The sequence below is a fragment of the Vibrio sp. Vb1337 genome, assembly GCF_033338715.1.
GTDB classification, from domain to species: Bacteria; Pseudomonadota; Gammaproteobacteria; order Enterobacterales; family Vibrionaceae; genus Vibrio; species Vibrio alginolyticus.
On sequence record NZ_JAWOTD010000003.1, the window covers coordinates 159,672 to 177,435 of the forward strand.

A 17,764-nucleotide genomic window follows, 5' to 3' on the forward strand; every position below is an offset into this window, starting at 1 on the left:
TGTACTTCTACTCCCCTCTATTGAGGGGAGTTTTCTCCTAAGAGCCATCCATGTTTCAACTGTCTAATATTGAGATCGTGCGAGGTGGACGTCAGATCCTCGGCATCGACCAACTTAACATCCCAACGAATGAACTGACTGTCGTTTTGGGCCATAACGGTTCAGGTAAGTCGACACTGGTGAACCTGCTTTCTGGTCAAATGTCGCCAGATAAAGGTACGGTAACACTAAACGATACTTCCCTTTCATCACTTAAAACCAAAGAGTTGGCAAAACAGATCGCCTATTTGCCACAAAAGCTGCCCTCTTCGGCTGGTTTAACGGTAGAAGAGCTAGTGCGCTTAGGTCGCTTTCCGTGGCGTGGGGCACTTGGTCGTTGGAAAACCGAAGACAAACAGATCATCACGCAGGCTATGGAACGAACAGGGGTTACACCTTTTGCTCAAGCTTTGGCGGATGACTTATCGGGCGGTGAGCGCCAACGTGCTTGGGTGTCTATGCTACTGGCTCAACAATCGCCAATTTTAATTCTCGATGAGCCAACCTCGGCGCTCGATGTTCACCATCAGTTTCAACTAATGGCGCTGCTGGCAGAACTGAATCGAACCGAGAATGTAGGCATTATCGTGATCCTGCACGATCTGAACTTAGCACTGCGCTACGCCACCCACATTGTTGCGCTCAAAAAAGGTAAGATTGCCTTTGAAGGCAACGCCGACATGTTGTTAGACGAGGCACGCCTTTCTAAACTATATGAGTCACCAATTAAGCTGATTGAACACCCAAGCCCGGCTAACACATTAGCGAGCCAAAAGGTGGCTGTTGTATGCGCATAATAGCTCGTTTACTTACTGTGGTTACACAATCTGCTTTTCTCCTCGTATTTTTTATGACCAATGCACATGCAGTCATCACCGTTACCGATGAATATGGTGAGCATAGTTTTGAGCATGCGCCTCAACGCGTTGTTGCCTTAAACTGGGACATCTTAGAACAAGTTTTGGCGCTAAACGTAGAACCAATCGCAGCCCCAAATTTACCAGGCTACCGCCAATGGGTCGTCAATCCAACCGCACCAGAGTCAATTGAAGATATTGGGACCCGAGCAGAACCCAACTTAGAAAAAATAGCCAGTTTGAAACCAGATGTCATCCTTGCTGCGTCTCCACAGCAAGACTTGATTCCGTTACTCAAACAAATTGCTCCGGTAATCTATTTACCTAATTTTTCTGAAAATGAGGCCGCAGCTGAAACGGCCATTCGTCACTTTCGTACGCTCGGCAAGCTATTCAATAAAGAGGCACTTGCTGAACAGAAATTGGCAAAATTAGATGCTTCATTTGCGCAGATGCGCCAGCGAATTCGCCATTATTACTCTGCTCCACTCAGCGTTCTTGTGATGCGATTTTCAACCCCGAATACTGTATTACTTGCAACCGAAAACTCCACCACTGACTACGTGGTTAGAAAACTGGGATTACAGGCTCCAATTAAAGAGGACCCACGTGCGTGGGGAGTAAAGCAAGATCGAATCAATCGACTTCAGAGCCTTCAAAACAGCTACGTTCTCTACGTACAACCTTTCCCAGAAGAACGAAAACTGAAAGAGTCGCCACTTTGGCAAGCGATGCCGTTTGTGAAAAAGCAGCGGGTAAATTCAGTCAGAGCAGTGTGGGCGTATGGCGGTGCCATGTCTTTGCAATACACCGCTGAAGCGATTACCGACAGTCTAATAGAGTTGGCACCAGAACAATGAGAACGAAACATTATATTGGTTATCTGGCGCTGATTACGTTACTTAGCGTCTTTAGCCTACAAATTGATACTAATTTATCACTTTTCGAACAATGGCAATTATTAACAAAACCAGAGGTAGCAACCGAGTTTCGTGACGTATTCTTTACGCAAGCGCAGCTTCCTAGGTTAAGTATGACCCTGCTTGTTGGTGCCATGCTTGGTCTCACCGGCAGCTTAATGCAGCAATTAACGCAGAATAACCTCACCTCGCCGTTGACTCTTGGCACCTCTTCTGGTGCTTGGCTTGCATTAGTCGTGGTAAACATTTGGTTCGTCGATTGGGTCGCCGATTACTCTGCATTAGCCGCAATGGTTGGGGCTTTAGTGGCGTTTGGCCTGATCGTATCAATTGCCGGTGTGCGTAATATGACAGGTTTGCCGTTGGTCGTTTCGGGGATGGTGATCAATATCTTGCTCGGTTCTATCGCCACAGCCATTATTATTTTAAACGCCCAGTTCGCACAGAATATTTTTATGTGGGGAGCCGGAGACCTTTCTCAATACAGCTGGGATTGGTTTGAGTGGTTATTGCCTCGCTGCGCTATCGCAATCGTAATTTTGATCGTCGCACCACGTATTCTGACCTTAATGAAACTAGGACAAGAAGGCGCAGCAGCCCGAGGCTTAGCGGTATTACCCGCGTTTGGTGCGTTAATGGTGATGGGTATTTGGCTGGTATCTGCCTCAATCACCGCAGTTGGCATTATCAGCTTCATCGGATTACTGACACCCAATATTGCCAGAGCGATGGGGGCAAGAACACCGCGCGACGAATTGATCAGCAGCATGCTTTTGGGCGCAATGCTACTAATCATCACAGACTCTGCCGCTATCTCGCTGAGCTTATGGTTAGAGGAAACCATTCCTAGCGGCGTAGCGGCTGCAGCTATTGGCGCTCCCGCTTTAATTTGGTTTACTCGTAAAAAGCTGACGGCAACCGATCAACTTAACCTTTCAATGAGCCAAGGAAAAACGGCGCTTTCTAAACGCGCGGTATGCAGCATTGCGCTATTCAGTCTGGTTGGGATTCTAGCTTACTCATTCGTTACCCATGGTATAAACGGAATTCAATGGTCTGTGCCAGGTGAGTTCCAATGGCAATTGCGTTGGCCGCGAATGTTAACCGCACTTTCTGTCGGTATTGCGCTATCCGTTGCCGGAATCATTTTGCAACGCATTGTTTATAACCCTCTGGCAAGTCCCGATATTCTCGGTGTGTCTTCCGGAGCCACGTTTGCCATTATTACGACAGGAGTCATCGCTGGGTCGCTTCTCTCCGCATTTAGCTGGGGTATCGCTTTTTTCGGAAGTATGTCCGTATTGATGTTATTGCTGATTATCGGAAAACGAAGCCATTTTAATCCATCTAACTTCGTGTTGTCCGGCATCGCACTAACGGCACTATTAGAAGCCCTCGTTCAATTTTCGCTAGCTCAAGGCTCAGGTGACAGTTACAAAATTTTATTGTGGCTAACTGGTTCTATTTATCGAGTCACAGCCGACACCGCACTGATGCTATGTTTGGCCATAATAGCTCTGCTTGCCGCTGTATTCTCGATTTCTCGTTGGCTAACACTAATTTCCATCGGGCGACAATTCTCAAATGCACGAGGGCTTAACCCTACCGTAGCCAATACGCTTATGCTCACCATCGTTGCTTTGTTATGCGCCTTTTCTACCGCTACAGTTGGTCCAATATCTTTTGTTGGCTTGGTCGCTCCCCATATGGCGATGATGTTAGGAGCAAGAAAAGTGAAAGAGCAACTGTGTGTCGGTGCCTTAATTGGCGCAACCCTAATGTTGTGGGCAGATTGGCTAGGACAAATCGCTATTTATCCAAGTCAGGTCGCAGCTGGCACGTTGGTCGCTATTATAGGCAGCACTTACTTCCTATTTTTAATGCTGAAGAGTAAATTCAGCTAAGTTGGGAATATTGTTACAGCCTAAAAATACGCTAAGAAAAACAAACCCCGCTATTTTGATAGCGGGGTTTGAAATTAAAGGCGAAGTACGATGCTCTATTCTTCTCGCACTACAGGAAAACGTTGCTCATAAAGTTCCATAAAGTCCTTACGAATTAAGTGCTCTAAGTGGTTCGCTTTATCGGTTGGGCAGAAAATCATCACGTGCAGAATTTGTTCACCATTAATGTTACTAGAAATATGCATATGTGGCTCAGAACCAGGAAGGTCAACACCGGCATGTTTTTCAATCATCGCATTGTAACGATGTGCAACATCAGCAAAGTAACTGCAATGTTCTTCAATTTTATCAGTTAAAATCGGTAGCAGTGGATACAAATTGACGAAGTCTTTCACCACTACAGAAAAGTTGTGGTAAACGTACCGCTTCATGAAGTTGAGGTTCTTTACTGGATAGGTAAAGAACATACTATTAGGCAATGTCGCTGTTTTGCCGGTGTAATGATATTGCCCATGATGCAGGTCGATCTCTTGAATCACCGTCGCCATCATATTGTGCTCAATCACTTCACCGCATAACTTCCCGACCTCAATCCAGTCCCCAACGCGAAAAGAACGTGAACTTGCTCTTTGAATCGAACCCGTAAAACACAAAATGATTTCTTTGGATGCCACTACAATGGCAACGGCAATCGCCGTTACACTCAGAGCAAACTCGTTAATTTCTGATTGCCATAAAATAAATAAAATCAGTAATGTAACAGCAAAGGTGCCATTTTTAGTTCTGGACATCCAACTACGCTGATCTTCTGAGAGAAAAGCGTGATCACCACGAATCATCGATAAAATTGCACGACGAATTAACCACATAATCGCAAAGATCAGTGCGGTAAAAATCAATTTATGAGTGAGAAGAAAATCGACAACTAACTGCACTTTCTCCATTCCACGGCTCCCTCGAATAAAAATACGGCCCAGTAAAAGCTAACGATAACAAATTATTTTGTCTGTTGTCCGTGCTCACTCAAGTCTTTTTGAAATTACTCCTCTCTGAAGGCGCGATTCATGCTTTCTGTAATTGGCTTTATTAGGTAGCTCAATGGCGTTCGTGGCTCAGATAAAATAAGCACTTCGGCATTCATACCTGAGGTTAAACGATGTTTTGTCACATCTTCCGGTGAAATTGCAATTCTAGCGAGATAAAAATCTTCTTGGTTTTCTTGCGAGAGCTTATCGGCAGAAATCGTCAGCACTGTACCGTCTAAAGGTGCCAACGTCCGTGCATTCAGAGCGGTCAGACGAACATGCGCTTGCTGGCCTGGATTCACTAAATCAATATCCTGAGGATTAACACGAGCCTCGACTAACAACTTATCGTCTTGCGGGACCAGTTCTAGTAACGTTTCACCCGAGCCAATCACACCTTTTTCGGTAAACACTTGCATGTTGACTACGCGACCAGAAATAGGTGCGTTGATCGTTGTTCTTGCGACAATATCTTGAGCGGAGCGATATTCTTCCCGAATTGCGACAATTTCCGTTTTGGTATTTCGTAGTTCCTCGACAATCTCATTCAGCCTTTCAAGCTTCAACTCTTCAATTTGCGCTAGGTTCTCATCTAACCTTTTTCTAACGGTGAGCGATTGCCTGTCTAACTGGCTTAAGGTACTTCTCACCTCCGCTGCTAGGCGCTTGAGTTGAAGTAAGGTAGATTTTCCCGAGAAACCTTTTTGCACCAAGGCTTGGTTGCTGTCTATTTCTTCAGCAATAAAGTTGAGCCGTTCCGTCTCAATCACTTTGGTTTGCTGAAGGTTTTCAAGCTCTAAGTTTGCTCCGGAAATACTCTGCTCAATGATACTCAGTTTACTATCAAAGAATCGCTTTCTCGCTTCAAAGATCTTGTTTTGAACCAGTTGTGCTTCTTGGACGATATCGACACGGGGAATGCTCTCAAGATCATCAGACCATACAATCGTTGGAAGCTCATCAAGCTCCGCACTTAAACGGTTTTCCTTTGCTAGAGTATGGATAAAACGACCACTTAACGAATCCAACTTAGCCATAGCTTGACGCTTAGAAAGTTGAATTAATAACTGACCTTTTTCGACTAAATCCCCTTCCTGTACATATAGCTTTTCAATAATACCGCCTTCTAAATGCTGGATTTCTTGTCGCTTAGTGAGAACTGACAAATCACCATAAGCAATCGCTGCACTTTCTAATTTGGCTGTTGCAGCCCAGTAGCCAAGACCTCCAAGAAAAACACTTAAGGTCACCACACCGAGTAAAATTGGTTTTCGAAAGCTTAGTCTCGCTTTGGGGCTAAAACGATGTACGATCTCGGTAGAACTCTGATTAACGGTTGGCAGTTGATTGCTCATTTCTTACCCTTGGGATATCTGTTCTTTCTTCGCCCATCAAACGTTTTAATACTTCATCTTTAGCGCCGTATAACTTGACTCGGCCGTCAGCCAAATACAACAGCCTATCCATTTGTCGTAACGTACTCGGATTGTGGGCTATGACGATAATCGTTGTACTCTGTGCTTTTAAATGGCCAATCAAACGTTGATACGCAGCCTCTCCCTCACCATCGAGGTTGGCATTCGCTTCATCGAAAATCACAATAGATGGGTCGCCATAAACGGCTCTTGCAAGAGCGATTCTCTGCCTTTCCCCCCCAGATAAACCACGGCCATTTTCACCAATAATGCAATCATAGCCTTTGTTTTTCTTGAGTATTAATTCATGACATCCTGCTAGTTGCGCCGCCTTGATGACTTTAGCCGGGTCTTCTTCTTTAAAGCGCGCGATGTTCTCTCGAATTGTGCCAGGAAATAACTCCACCTCTTGAGCGAGATACCCAAAATGCACGCCGCGATCTTCAGATGCCCATACGGAGACTTCCATTCCATCAAGAGTCACTTTACCCGCTAACGGCTTAACCGTACCTAATAGCAGCCGAGCAAACGTCGATTTACCCGTACCAGAAGGGCCAATCACCCCAACAGCAACACCCGGAGGAATCGATAAGCTGAGCGATGAGAGCACTGGTTCAGTTGCTCCAGGATGGCGATAGGCCAGTCCGGAAAGCTCATAGTGTCCTTTTGGTTTAGGCAGTGGCATATCTGATTCATCTTGGCGCACGATCGCATCGATTTCTTTCAACCTTTTATAGGCGCCTTTAGCAGACATCGCGCTTCGCCACGTGCCTATCGCCTGCTCCATCGGCGATAATGCCCGACTCATTAATATGGAGCTCGCGATCATCGCCCCTGCCGTTATCTCATGTTGGATAACTAACCATGCACCACCTCCCAGTAAAAATATCTGTAATGAGCCACGTACAAACTTAGAAAAGTTAGCCATGTAGATGGACTTACCTGCAACTCGCTCTTCAAGCACATTCACTTCACTCACGCGCGACTGCCACTTCTCTAAAAATGCATTCATCATCCCCATTGCGAGAATTGAATTGGAGTTTTGCGTGGCTAATTCTGCGTTGTTGATATGAGAAATCGCTCTGACTTCGCTCTCTTGCATTGTTTTACGCGTCATCAGCTCATTGAGTAGACCTAGGCTAAACAATACGATAGATCCAAGTAACGCGATGTGACCTAGTATCGGGTGCAATAAATACACAAATAAAATAAACAGCGGTGTCCAGGGCGCATCCAACAGTGGATAAGGTGCTTGACTGCTCAAAAAGCTTTTGATGTTCTGAATGTCTCTCAGAGTTTGCGAGGTATAACTCTTCCCGGTATGTGATTGATATTGAATCGTGCGCTTGAGCATGAAAGCGGAGAGTTTTGTATCCATCCAATAACCAAAAGATTTACTCATTTGTGCTCGTGCAATGTCGATGATGGACATGGTTAACAGCGCGACAATTACGATGACAGTGAGCAAGAATAAAGTATCGGTTGAGTAGGAGGATATCACTCGGTTGTACACTTGAAGCATGTACAACGGAATCGAGAGAACCAATAAGTTGATTAAAAGGCTAAAAACGATCAGCAAGCCCGCAAGCGTGCATAGTTTTTGTTTCACTTCTTTGAAAACCGTTTTTTGCACGACTACTTCCGTTTAACGTGAAAATTGTAGGCGCCAGAAATACTAGCGCCTAGCTTAAGGTAACCTCAAATCGCTCTAGAGTGTCCGATTAGTTCACCTCAGCATGGCAGAGCCACGCAAACTAATTCCCATCCAGAGTTATTTTCAGTCGTTTAGATTACGAACAGATCTGCACCATAGGTGTTGATGTCAGTTTCAGTCACGCCAATAAGTTTCACTGTTAGATCAGCCCCATCGGTAAACACTGCATTCCCAACTGCATCGTAGCTAAAGCTTAAATCACCAAAGTCAGTGACAGAGTCGCTAATGATGTGCAAAGAGTCTTCACCAATGGTGAAGTCAACAACTTTGGCTTCGCCATGGCCACCAAACTTATCCGTGAACACAAACTTATCGCCATTGCTGCCGCCAACTAAAACGTTGTCACCAGAACCAGCAACAAGAATATCTTCACCGACACCACCATTTAATTTATTGTCGCCCAGCAAACCCAACAGCAAGTCATTACCGGTACCACCGCCGAGGTAGTCGTTTCCTGTACCAGCCCTAAGGATGTCATCTCCTGCACCACCAGTTAGGCGATCATCGCCGTCGCCGCCGATCACATAATCATTACCGCCACCGCCAACAAACGAGTCATTACCACCAAAACCGATAAACAAATCATCGCCGCCATCGAAATCAGCAAATTGGTTATTTACACCTGCATCACCTAAATACGTGTCATTGTCACTTGCGCTCATTTTTATTCCCTCTTAGCTTATTAATTGAATAGACCTTCTGTTCCACGTCTGACTAGATTCGTCACGACATGAGAAGTCTAATAGTCAACTGAATAGGAATAAGTTTGAATATGGGATGATATTTCAGACTGACATTTTAATAATAAATATAAAATTTAGTACTTTATAGAGTATTTTCTTTTTATTACAGCAAGTTAATACTAGTACTACAGGTTTCTCTTAGCCCAACTTGTAGCTTGCGTACGGTTCTTTACTTCTAACTTTCTAAAAATATTGTATAGATGTGATTTAATAGTATGCTCGCTGATAAATAAAGAATCAGCGATTTCCATATTTGAACCACCTTCTTTCAACATTTTTAAAACCTGAACTTCACGCCGAGTAAGCTCAACCTCAATAGCAGGTTCGATAATGTTATTTGCTTCTCTACCTCGATAATAATTTACTAGCTGATCAAGTAATCTTCGAGACAGCCAGTTATCCCCTTTTATTATTGCTTTTAATCCCTGACAAACCTTGTCCATTGAATCTCCTGGACCAAATATACCTTTTACATGAGGCCAAGAAGCGAGTTCTTCTGTGTCTAAGTCATAACCTAGATTAAGCATTATGGTTCCTAGCACTTTATTACTATCTTTTAAATAAACTAAAGTTTCGGAAGGAATCTCAACTGAAAAATCAACAAGCAAAAAGTAGCGTTCCGGAATGAGTTCATGATAGCTAGGGTTTTTAGTATCAATGATCGTTATTTTAGTTTCTGTATTTTTAGAAAGCATTTCCTTAAAGTTTTCACTCTGTAAACTTTGTTGAGTGAGCATTAGGATTTCAGGCTTTTCCATATACTGTTCCATAATGTTTCTCATACTTTCAGTGACTTAACATTCTTAAATTAGTAGTTAATCGTCAGCACTTAGTTTGATATGTAAGTGCTAGTTCACAGAGTAAAGTTATTTGCTACTTTTTTAAATTCTAAAGTTATTAAAAAGAGAATCAAAAAAAGTGTTTCTCATAAAAGAAACACTTTTAACACATTCAGGTCACAGAAATTATTAAGAGTTTACTAAATTAGGCAACCTAATATTGCAATAGCATTACACCGTTAACGAGTTGTCTGAAATATTTTCCTTTGCCCAAATAAGTGCTTGAACTCTATTTTTCACATCAATCTTCTTGAAAATATTATGTAAATGCGTTTTTACCGTATTCTCGCTGACAAATAATTGTTCGGCGATTTGTTGATTGGACGCCCCCATGGAAAGAAAGGTAATTATTTGTTGCTCTCGTTTGGTCAGAATAGCGGAAACATTCTTATTTATAGGTTTGCAATGTCGACGAAGGTAAGTAATGTACTGCTGAGAAAACTTACGGCTGAACCACATATCTCCTTGAAGCACCTTACCAATACCAACTTGCAACGTTTTTATATCATCAGAGGTATAGAAAATACCGGCCAAAGTACGCCAAGCAAAGAGATCTTCTGTCGATATGGATTGCTCACAATTAATTAAGATTTCAAGCGTGTCTTTCTGCTTGGCCGCTTTAAACTCCGCATAACGGCGAAAAATTTCATCCGTGATCACGCTGCAATCAACAATAATGGCTGATGCAAGAGACTCATGTAACACTCCGTGAATCAGATTATCTGGCGTGATTAGAGCAACACTAATACCGAGTTTGGTCTCCAATACATCTTTCAACAGAGATGACTGTAGACTTCCCTCCGTGATTAAAATAACGTTTCTTTTTTTTTGCTGCTCCATCCTGATCGCATTCCCTTGGTCGTTTTTATTGAAATACGCAATAGATTTAGATAGAGCGGTAGTATTGTCAAGTATGAAAATCACTAGTACTAATTAATAACTCATTGAAGTGTCAATAATTTTTAAGTGGCAAGTATGTGAGAGGTATTAGCATTTTTCAGACATTAAAAAAGGGAGTATAAACTCCCTTTTTGTGTTTGAGCAGGTGATTTAATCACGCACGTTAGAGGCAAAACACCACCTAACTTAGTGGATTGGAACTGCGTTTTTTTGGTTAAACTTACCAAAGTGTTGTTCTAACACTTCTGGCGTCAGCTTACCTTCCGCTTCCAGCTTTTTCAGCTCAGCGACGATCGCTTTTTGCTCTTCTAGCGACGGCAGTTTTACTTCTGGCTCCTGAGCGGTTTCTTGAGAAATTTGCTCTAGTTCTTTTTCGAAGTCATTCATAGTACTTACCTAAAATTAATGATTGAACTTTTAAACTTCGCCTATTCTATCCAACTCTATAACTTGAAGCTACCAACCATCTTGTCTAAACGAGAAGAGAGCGCTTGAAGATCGCGACTTGCATCCGCCAACTCTTCTGCTGTCGCGGTTGTCATTTCATTTATCGCGTTGATTTCTTCGATATTTTGATTAATGGTATGCACCACCGTGGATTGCTCTTCCGTCGCCGTTGCAACTTGTGTATTACGATCAGAGATGTCGGTGATTCGTTCAGAAATACTGATTAATACCTCGACTGCTTCATCGGTAGAAGTAACCCCCTCTATGGTGACCGCTTTGCCCGCTTCCATAGCACTTACCGCGTCTTGTGCGTCACTTTGAAGCTGATTGATCATGCGCTGAATCTCTTCTGTAGAATCAGCCGTGCGTGAAGCTAGGTTTCTTACCTCATCAGCAACAACCGCAAAACCACGTCCCTGCTCACCAGCACGAGCAGCTTCAATTGCAGCGTTTAGCGCAAGTAAATTCGTTTGTTCAGAGATGTCACGAATTACACCCAGAATCGAGCCAATATCTTTGGTTGTCGATGCCAACTGCGTAACAACAATATTGGTTGTTTCAACATCATCGGCTAGGCGGCTGATCACCTCTTTTGCTTTCATCACAACTTCTCGACCAGTTTGAGTGTTATCTGAAGCCTGATTTGCCGTATCAGCAGCGGTAGCAGCGTTCGATGCAATTTCACTGATGGTCGCACCCATTTGGTTGATAGCTGCAACTACTTGAATGGTTTGATCACGCTGCTCTTGGCTGTTGTCGTGTGTGGATGTTGCTTTCGTTGACACACTTTCTGCCGCTTGACTTAATGAGCCACTGGTTAAAGCAACCTCTTTCATCGTGGCATGAATCTTCTCAATAAATCCATTAAAGCCTTTTGAAAGCTGAGCAATTTCATCATTACCCTTAATTTCAATACGCTGCGCCAAATCGCCTTCACCTTGCCCAAGGTCGGTAAAACGATCGGCAATCAGTCGGATTGGTTTCGTAATGCTGTTTGCCAACCATACGCCCATGAGGATGAATACAACGGCAACAATGATGGTCGTAAACAGCATTTTTTTAGCTGTCGCATTCAGGTCTGCGAATACTTCATCAACGGGAACCACGCCAATAACAAACCAGTTCATTGAAGGAACATACAAACTAGAAACAAAAGTATCCTGCCCTTCAAACTCCACATTAATTAGGTTGAAGCTATTTTTGTTCAACAGCGCACTTGCGTCACTACCAAATAGTTTAGTGATAGAAGTTTGGTTCTTACCTTGTTGGCGGTGTATTTGAATCTGGCCTTGTTCATTAGTGAGGAACACGTAACCCGTATCTTCAATTTTAAACCCATTGAGCAAAGCAACCATGTCTCCCATAGATTTAGAGAGACCTGACATTGATGTACCATTAAGATCTTGGAAATTGGCAAACATTTTCACTTCGCCATTTGCCTCTTGGAACACACTCACGGACGTTTCTTGACCAGACGACGTAAATCCAAAGAACCAAGCATCTTGCGTTCGGTTAAGTTGACGTAAGAATCCGTTTTGATTCCAGTAATATGCCGTTTGACGATTCGCTACCGACGCATCATTAAGACCATACTGTGATTTAACGTTATTGAGCTGCTGAACCAACTGAACTTCTACTGACGGATCACGGTCTGTATTAGATAGGGCTTCAACAATAAATTCGTTTGTAGCCAGCTGTTTTGCCGCTTGTTGCATTTCGACAACTTCGCGGTCAATTTCGGTATTGATTTGCTGCAACATCGCAGGTAGCTCGATGTCAATAAGACGATGGCTCAATACATCTCTCGCATGACGCTGAGCCATAACACCAACAATGATTGTTGATGCTAGAACAGCAAACGTAATGCCAAGTACAACCTTCTGTTTGATGCTCAAGGAATGAAGTTTCAACATATTCGGACCTTTTAAAAGAATCACTTGTTATTGGCCCCACAAGGGGAATCAGGTGCATATCTCATGACACGCACACCACGGAATCTTTATCGGCTCATATGTACAAAACTAGAGGCATTTCTCATTATATTATGAAAAATAAATGTAACACACTGTCAAATAAGCACTTTCAGAGATAGCACGTACTTGCAATTCTCTGTAGCGTCCCAATATTGAAAAGATAAATTGCAATAGAGCATTGGAACTTTTTTCACATGGAAAATGACCAATACTCAACACGAAAATCACATGGATACCGAGAGTCCAAAGCATGCATAAATCTAACTTCGAAACTCTTCAGCAATACTTAGAGTCGCAGATCATCGGACAGCAAGATCTGGTAAAGCAACTGCTTGTTGCGCTTCTTGCGGATGGGCATATTTTAGTTGAAGGCCCTCCTGGGTTAGCAAAAACCCGTGCAGTAAAATCACTCTCAGACTGTGTTGAAGGTGACTTCCACCGAATTCAGTTCACCCCTGACTTGCTGCCAGCCGATTTAACCGGCACCGATATCTTCCGTCCAGAAACCGGAGAATTCACTTTCCAGTCAGGTCCTATCTTCAACTCGCTTATTCTTGCGGATGAGATAAATCGTGCACCGGCCAAAGTACAAGCGGCAATGCTTGAAGCAATGGCAGAGAAACAAGTCACAGCAGGTCGTCATACCTACCCGCTGCCAGAGTTGTTTTTGGTTATGGCAACTCAAAACCCGATAGAGCAAGAAGGGACCTACCCCCTTCCTGAAGCGCAGCTAGACCGCTTTTTATTGCATTTAGAAGTGGAATACCCAGATGCAGAGCATGAGCTATCTATCTTGCGTATTAACCGCGGAGAAGCAAAGGGCGAAGTAAAGGTTGAACGCCCAATGTTAAGCCAACAAGATATATTCACTGCACGTAAAGAAGTGTTGGATATTCATATGGCAGAAACGATAGAGCAGTACATCGTCCGTTTAGTTATGGCGACACGTCAAGCCAACGAATATGACACTGAGTTGGACAAGTGGTTGTCAATGGGTGTGAGTCCGCGTGCCACCATCGCTCTTGATCGCTGTGCACGTGCGCACGCTTGGCTTGCTGGTCGTGATTTTGTCTCTCCGGAAGATGTTCAAACCATGGCTTATCCGGTACTGCGCCACCGTTTATTATTGAGTTACCACGCTCAAGCGGAAGGCATTACGGCAAACCAGGTCATCGATAAACTGCTAAACCTTGTTGGCAGTGCATAAACGAGTGAGTGATATGTCCGCTACACATTCATTACCACCTCATGCGAATGGGGTGACATTAACCCTTGAAGAGCTGCTCCAATATCGCACTCAATCTGTACGTTGGTTACCACCAGCACAGAGTCTCTGGTCGCAGATGAGTGGTAACCATACCAGTCGCCAAAAAGGGCGAGGTATGGATTTTATGGAGGTGCGCCAATATCAACCTGGCGACGATATTCGCAGCATTGATTGGCGAGTCACCGCTAGGACCGGTAAAGCACATACGAAGTTGTTTGCAGAAGATAAAGAGCAAGCGGTCATTCTTTATCTTGATCTAAGTTCTAGTCTACATTTTGGATCTAAGTATGTACTCAAATCCGTTCAATTGGCCCACTTTGCCAGTGTTCTAATTTGGCTAACTCTAGCTAAAAAAGATCGCATCGGCGCAGTGATTGATGACGGACATCAATGTCTTGAATTTCGCCCCTCTTCTTTACAAAGACAAGGGCTGCGGATTCTTAACGCCATAGTCGACATACATAATGCGCAAGTAACTCGTACTGCAAGCAACGACACTCGTACACTGCCGTATGCACAAGTATTGGAGACACTTCATACGCTCACCCCAAAAGGTAGCGAATTGATTATGCTCAGTGATTTTGCCCACGTAATACCAACGGAACTGGCACAACTACGTCGACTCAAACAACACAATAGCGTAAGGGCTGTTCAATTTTATGATCCGTTAGAAAGAGGCGAAACAGACTTTAGAGGTCAAGTGAAAGCTTCGGATGGGCTGCATAGTCAATGGTTTAACTTTGGCTCTAAAGGACAACGAAGAGAACTCGAAAACCACTTTACCCAACATCAAGAAACCATTAAGCAGCAGTGCCATTCGATAGCAATTCCATTTAACACGCTATCAAGTGGCTGGCCCTTAATTTCACAATTAAGCTAACAAACTGACAAGCAGTATTTATTAAGCAGTAATAATAATGACAACAAACAACCAAAGCCTAGACCTTGAACCTTTGATTTTGCCAAACGCACCGGATTGGTTTCCGCTCGCTTGGGGATGGTGGGTGGTGCTTGCAGCCACCTTGCTCTTCGTTTTCGGCATTTGTCTTTATGTGAGATGGCGTAAAAAACACTTACGCGCAAAAAAGACAGCATTAACACTTTTAACTCAACCTACCGCGCCTCATACCCCCTCTTCTGCTCTGGAAATATTGCGCCAGGCAGCATTGAGTTACTTTCCGCGTGAAGAGATCGCACCATTAACCGGAATCGCTTGGTATGAATTTCTCGATAGCCATACCAAAGAAAGTCGATTCGTAGACAAACAACATCAGTGGCAAGAAGCGTTGTATCAGAATTCTTCCCAAGGGCAGCATCAAAGCTTGGTAGACGATTGTGTCTTTTGGATAACCTACGCTTTACCACCAAAGAAAAAGGCAAATAACCGTGACTGAGCAAACACTCATAACCGATCTTGCCCAATGGCTAAACATTGAATTTGTCTGGTGGTGGGCACTGTTTTTGTTGCCCATCCCCTGGCTGGTATACAAGTTCCTGCCACAAGAATCTCAACAAGCCGAGATCAAATTGGCGTACTTACCAACCAATGAGAATCGCAGCAAGCCTAAGCAAGCGCTGCAAAAAGCACTTTCAATCGCGATCTGGGGCCTTCTTGTCGTCGCTTGTGCGCGTCCAGTTTGGTTTGGTGATCCCGTTGAATTCCAACCCAAATATCGGGACTTGATGTTAGTCGTCGATCTGTCCGGTTCGATGCAGCAGGAAGACATGGAACTCAACGGCGAATATATCGATCGCCTCACAGCAGTCAAAAAAGTTCTGTCTGATTTCGTAGCAAAGAGAAAAGGTGACCGTCTCGGAGTTGTTTTGTTTGGCGACCATGCTTATTTGCAAACACCACTCACTGCAGACCGAAAAAGCGTCATGCAACAGATTAATCAAACCGTCATCGGTTTGGTTGGTCAACGAACCGCCATTGGTGATGGTATTGGTTTAGGCACAAAAACCTTTGTAGACAGTGATGCTCCCCAACGAGTCATGATTTTGCTTAGTGACGGCAGCAATACTGCAGGGGTGCTCGAGCCGCTAGAAGCAGCGGAAATTGCGAAAAAATACAACGCCACTATTTACACCGTGGGCGTGGGCGCTGGTGAAATGATGGTGAAAGAGTTTTTCATGACTCGCAAAGTCAACACCGCAGCCGACTTAGATGAACAAACACTGACTAAAGTGGCAGAGGTGACAGGTGGACAATATTTTCGAGCGCGAGATACGGAAGAGCTCGAAAAGATTTATGACACAATCAACCAGCTAGAACCCGTATCTAGCGACACACAAACTTGGCGCCCACAGTCTGAATGGTTTCCATATCCATTAAGCGCTGCATTTGTATTATCGGTACTGTTATTCCTATTAAGGAGAAAACATGGCTGAGTTTATTTTCCTCAATCCTTATTGGCTTTTGGGGCTCATCGTGATCCCTATAGCACTCTTGCTTAATCACAAATTTAGAGCCCAAAAGTCCACACTGATTGCCCCTCACCTATCGCGGATGCTCGGACAAAACACGCAGTCTAAGCATTACTTCACTCTATGGGGTTTAGCTTGGGCAATAACTTGCATTTCATTAGCGGGGCCAAGCTGGCAGTCCAATGCTCGACCAAGCTTTGAGTTAAACCAAAACCGTATCTTGGTACTTGATATGTCTCGCTCTATGTTTGCTACAGACATCAAACCCAATCGGCTAGCACAAACACGTTATAAGGCGCTCGATTTGCTGCCAAAATGGAAAGAGGGAGCCACTGGACTTATTGCTTACGCTGGCGATGCCTATAACTTAAGTCCACTGACAACTGATTCCAGCACGCTTGCGGGGATTATCGAAAATTTGTCACCAGAGCTGATGCCTTTTCAAGGAGCAAACCTGCCTGCCGCGATTGAACTGGCGATCAACCAGTTTTCTCAAGCCGGCACGCAACAAGGCGATATCATCGTGTTAGCGGATGATCTTGATACGTCTGAGCTGTCTCGCGCGTTAGATTTAGTCCAAGGTACAAAGTTTCGCATTTCTGTTCTTGCCGTCGGGACTCCTAACGGTGCGCCTATCGCGCTGCCCGATGGCTCTCTGCTAAAAACGGCACAAGGCACAACCGTCGTAGCGAAAACAAACCTGAAAAACCTACAGACGCTAGCGAATAAAACTGGCGGTCTATTTGTTCCTATTCAGCACACCAACCGTGATGTTGAAAATATCGCGGCCTTTACTAATAACATTGGTAGCCAGCTTTCTGCGACCCAAAGCGAAGAAGTTAAAACTGATTCTCGTCTCAACAGTGGCTTTTGGTTACTGCCGTTGTTACTTCTTCCTGCGGCTTTACTGTTTCGACGCGGCCTGATTTGGATGGTAGTTGCGACTGTAGTCCCAGTAACGTGGACACCGCATGCAGAAGCTAATCCGTTCTTAAATACCGACCAACAAGGAGCGGAACTCTACAAGCAAGGTGAGTATGAACAGGCGCAAAACCTATTTACAAACCCAAGCTGGAAAGGAGCCGCCAGTTATCAAAAAGGTGACTACGAAGCCGCTATCGAAGCATTTTCTCATGATGCCTCCCTTAACGGCCGCTATAACCTCGCCAACTCGCTCGCTCAAAATGGTCAATTAGAAGATGCGGCTGATTTGTATAAAAAACTGCTAGAGGAAAAGCCTAACTTTGAAGCCGCGAAGAAAAACCTATCGGTTGTAGAAGAAAAGCTAAAACAG

General features: G+C 44.1%; 16 protein-coding genes. 8 read left to right on the plus strand and 8 right to left on the minus strand.

Translation table 11 applies throughout. From position 1 onward, the window contains the following. The first annotated feature begins 50 nt into the window (after positions 1-50). Genes R7E42_RS04480 through fhuB form a run of 3 tightly spaced genes read left to right on the plus strand, consistent with a single transcriptional unit; the run spans position 51 to position 3,720 of the window. A complete protein-coding gene (locus R7E42_RS04480) occupies positions 51-836 on the plus strand; it encodes an ABC transporter ATP-binding protein (RefSeq protein ID WP_318072378.1) in 786 nt (261 codons plus the stop codon). After that, positions 827-1,756, plus strand: a complete 930-nt coding sequence (locus R7E42_RS04485; RefSeq protein WP_258513848.1) for an iron-siderophore ABC transporter substrate-binding protein — start codon at positions 827-829, stop codon at positions 1,754-1,756. Before R7E42_RS04480 ends, R7E42_RS04485 begins: the two co-directional genes overlap by 10 nt. Beyond that, positions 1,753-3,720 (plus strand): Fe(3+)-hydroxamate ABC transporter permease FhuB, encoded by a 1,968-nt coding sequence (gene fhuB, locus R7E42_RS04490; protein WP_318072379.1) that lies wholly within the window; start codon positions 1,753-1,755, stop codon positions 3,718-3,720. The genes R7E42_RS04485 and fhuB overlap by 4 nt, the downstream gene beginning before the upstream one ends. 95 nt (positions 3,721-3,815) lie before the next feature. Here the strand turns inward: fhuB and R7E42_RS04495 are convergent, their stop codons facing one another. The 8 genes from R7E42_RS04495 to R7E42_RS04530 all read right to left on the minus strand — a co-directional run bounded on the left by R7E42_RS04495 (position 3,816) and on the right by R7E42_RS04530 (position 12,716). Then, complete coding sequence (locus tag R7E42_RS04495; RefSeq protein WP_005375171.1) at positions 3,816-4,664, minus strand: mechanosensitive ion channel family protein; 849 nt, start codon at positions 4,662-4,664, stop codon at positions 3,816-3,818. A 95-nt stretch (positions 4,665-4,759) separates the two neighbouring features. After that, positions 4,760-6,100, minus strand: a complete 1,341-nt coding sequence (locus R7E42_RS04500) for an HlyD family type I secretion periplasmic adaptor subunit (RefSeq protein ID WP_318072380.1) — start codon at positions 6,098-6,100, stop codon at positions 4,760-4,762. Then, on the minus strand, positions 6,075-7,793 hold the full coding sequence (locus R7E42_RS04505; protein WP_318072381.1) for a type I secretion system permease/ATPase: 1,719 nt from the start codon (positions 7,791-7,793) through the stop codon (positions 6,075-6,077). The genes R7E42_RS04500 and R7E42_RS04505 overlap by 26 nt, the downstream gene beginning before the upstream one ends. A 152-nt stretch (positions 7,794-7,945) precedes the next feature. Beyond that, positions 7,946-8,536, minus strand: coding sequence for a calcium-binding protein (locus R7E42_RS04510; RefSeq protein WP_005375168.1), 591 nt, complete (start codon positions 8,534-8,536; stop codon positions 7,946-7,948). A gap of 206 nt (positions 8,537-8,742) precedes the next feature. Next, a complete protein-coding gene (locus R7E42_RS04515) occupies positions 8,743-9,399 on the minus strand; it encodes a LuxR C-terminal-related transcriptional regulator (protein WP_005383910.1) in 657 nt (218 codons plus the stop codon). Positions 9,400-9,627: 228 nt separating this feature from the next. After that, positions 9,628-10,296, minus strand: a complete 669-nt coding sequence (locus R7E42_RS04520; RefSeq protein ID WP_021707603.1) for a LuxR C-terminal-related transcriptional regulator — start codon at positions 10,294-10,296, stop codon at positions 9,628-9,630. A gap of 246 nt (positions 10,297-10,542) precedes the next feature. Further along, complete coding sequence (locus R7E42_RS04525) at positions 10,543-10,743, minus strand: restriction endonuclease subunit S (protein WP_005375165.1); 201 nt, start codon at positions 10,741-10,743, stop codon at positions 10,543-10,545. A 56-nt stretch (positions 10,744-10,799) separates the two neighbouring features. Next, entirely contained in the window at positions 10,800-12,716 is a 1,917-nt protein-coding gene (locus tag R7E42_RS04530) for a methyl-accepting chemotaxis protein (protein ID WP_017821859.1), read from the minus strand. 310 nt (positions 12,717-13,026) lie between these two features. Between R7E42_RS04530 and R7E42_RS04535 the strand changes: the two genes are divergently transcribed. The 5 genes from R7E42_RS04535 to R7E42_RS04555 form a co-directional block, all read left to right on the plus strand. Beyond that, positions 13,027-13,983 carry an AAA family ATPase gene (locus R7E42_RS04535; protein WP_005383914.1) on the plus strand — a complete coding sequence of 319 codons (957 nt, stop codon included), beginning with the start codon at positions 13,027-13,029 and terminating at the stop codon, positions 13,981-13,983. A 13-nt stretch (positions 13,984-13,996) separates the two neighbouring features. After that, on the plus strand, positions 13,997-14,923 hold the full coding sequence (locus R7E42_RS04540) for a DUF58 domain-containing protein (RefSeq protein ID WP_154203995.1): 927 nt from the start codon (positions 13,997-13,999) through the stop codon (positions 14,921-14,923). A 37-nt stretch (positions 14,924-14,960) separates the two neighbouring features. After that, on the plus strand, positions 14,961-15,437 hold the full coding sequence (locus tag R7E42_RS04545) for a DUF4381 domain-containing protein (protein WP_017821862.1): 477 nt from the start codon (positions 14,961-14,963) through the stop codon (positions 15,435-15,437). Continuing rightward, the gene (locus tag R7E42_RS04550; protein WP_050550100.1) at positions 15,430-16,434 is read left to right on the plus strand and encodes a vWA domain-containing protein; all 1,005 of its coding nucleotides are present in this window, start codon (positions 15,430-15,432) and stop codon (positions 16,432-16,434) included. The genes R7E42_RS04545 and R7E42_RS04550 overlap by 8 nt, the downstream gene beginning before the upstream one ends. Further along, a partial coding sequence (locus tag R7E42_RS04555) for a VWA domain-containing protein (RefSeq protein ID WP_318072382.1) occupies positions 16,427-17,764 on the plus strand: 1,338 nt, incomplete at its 3' end. The genes R7E42_RS04550 and R7E42_RS04555, both read left to right, overlap by 8 nt.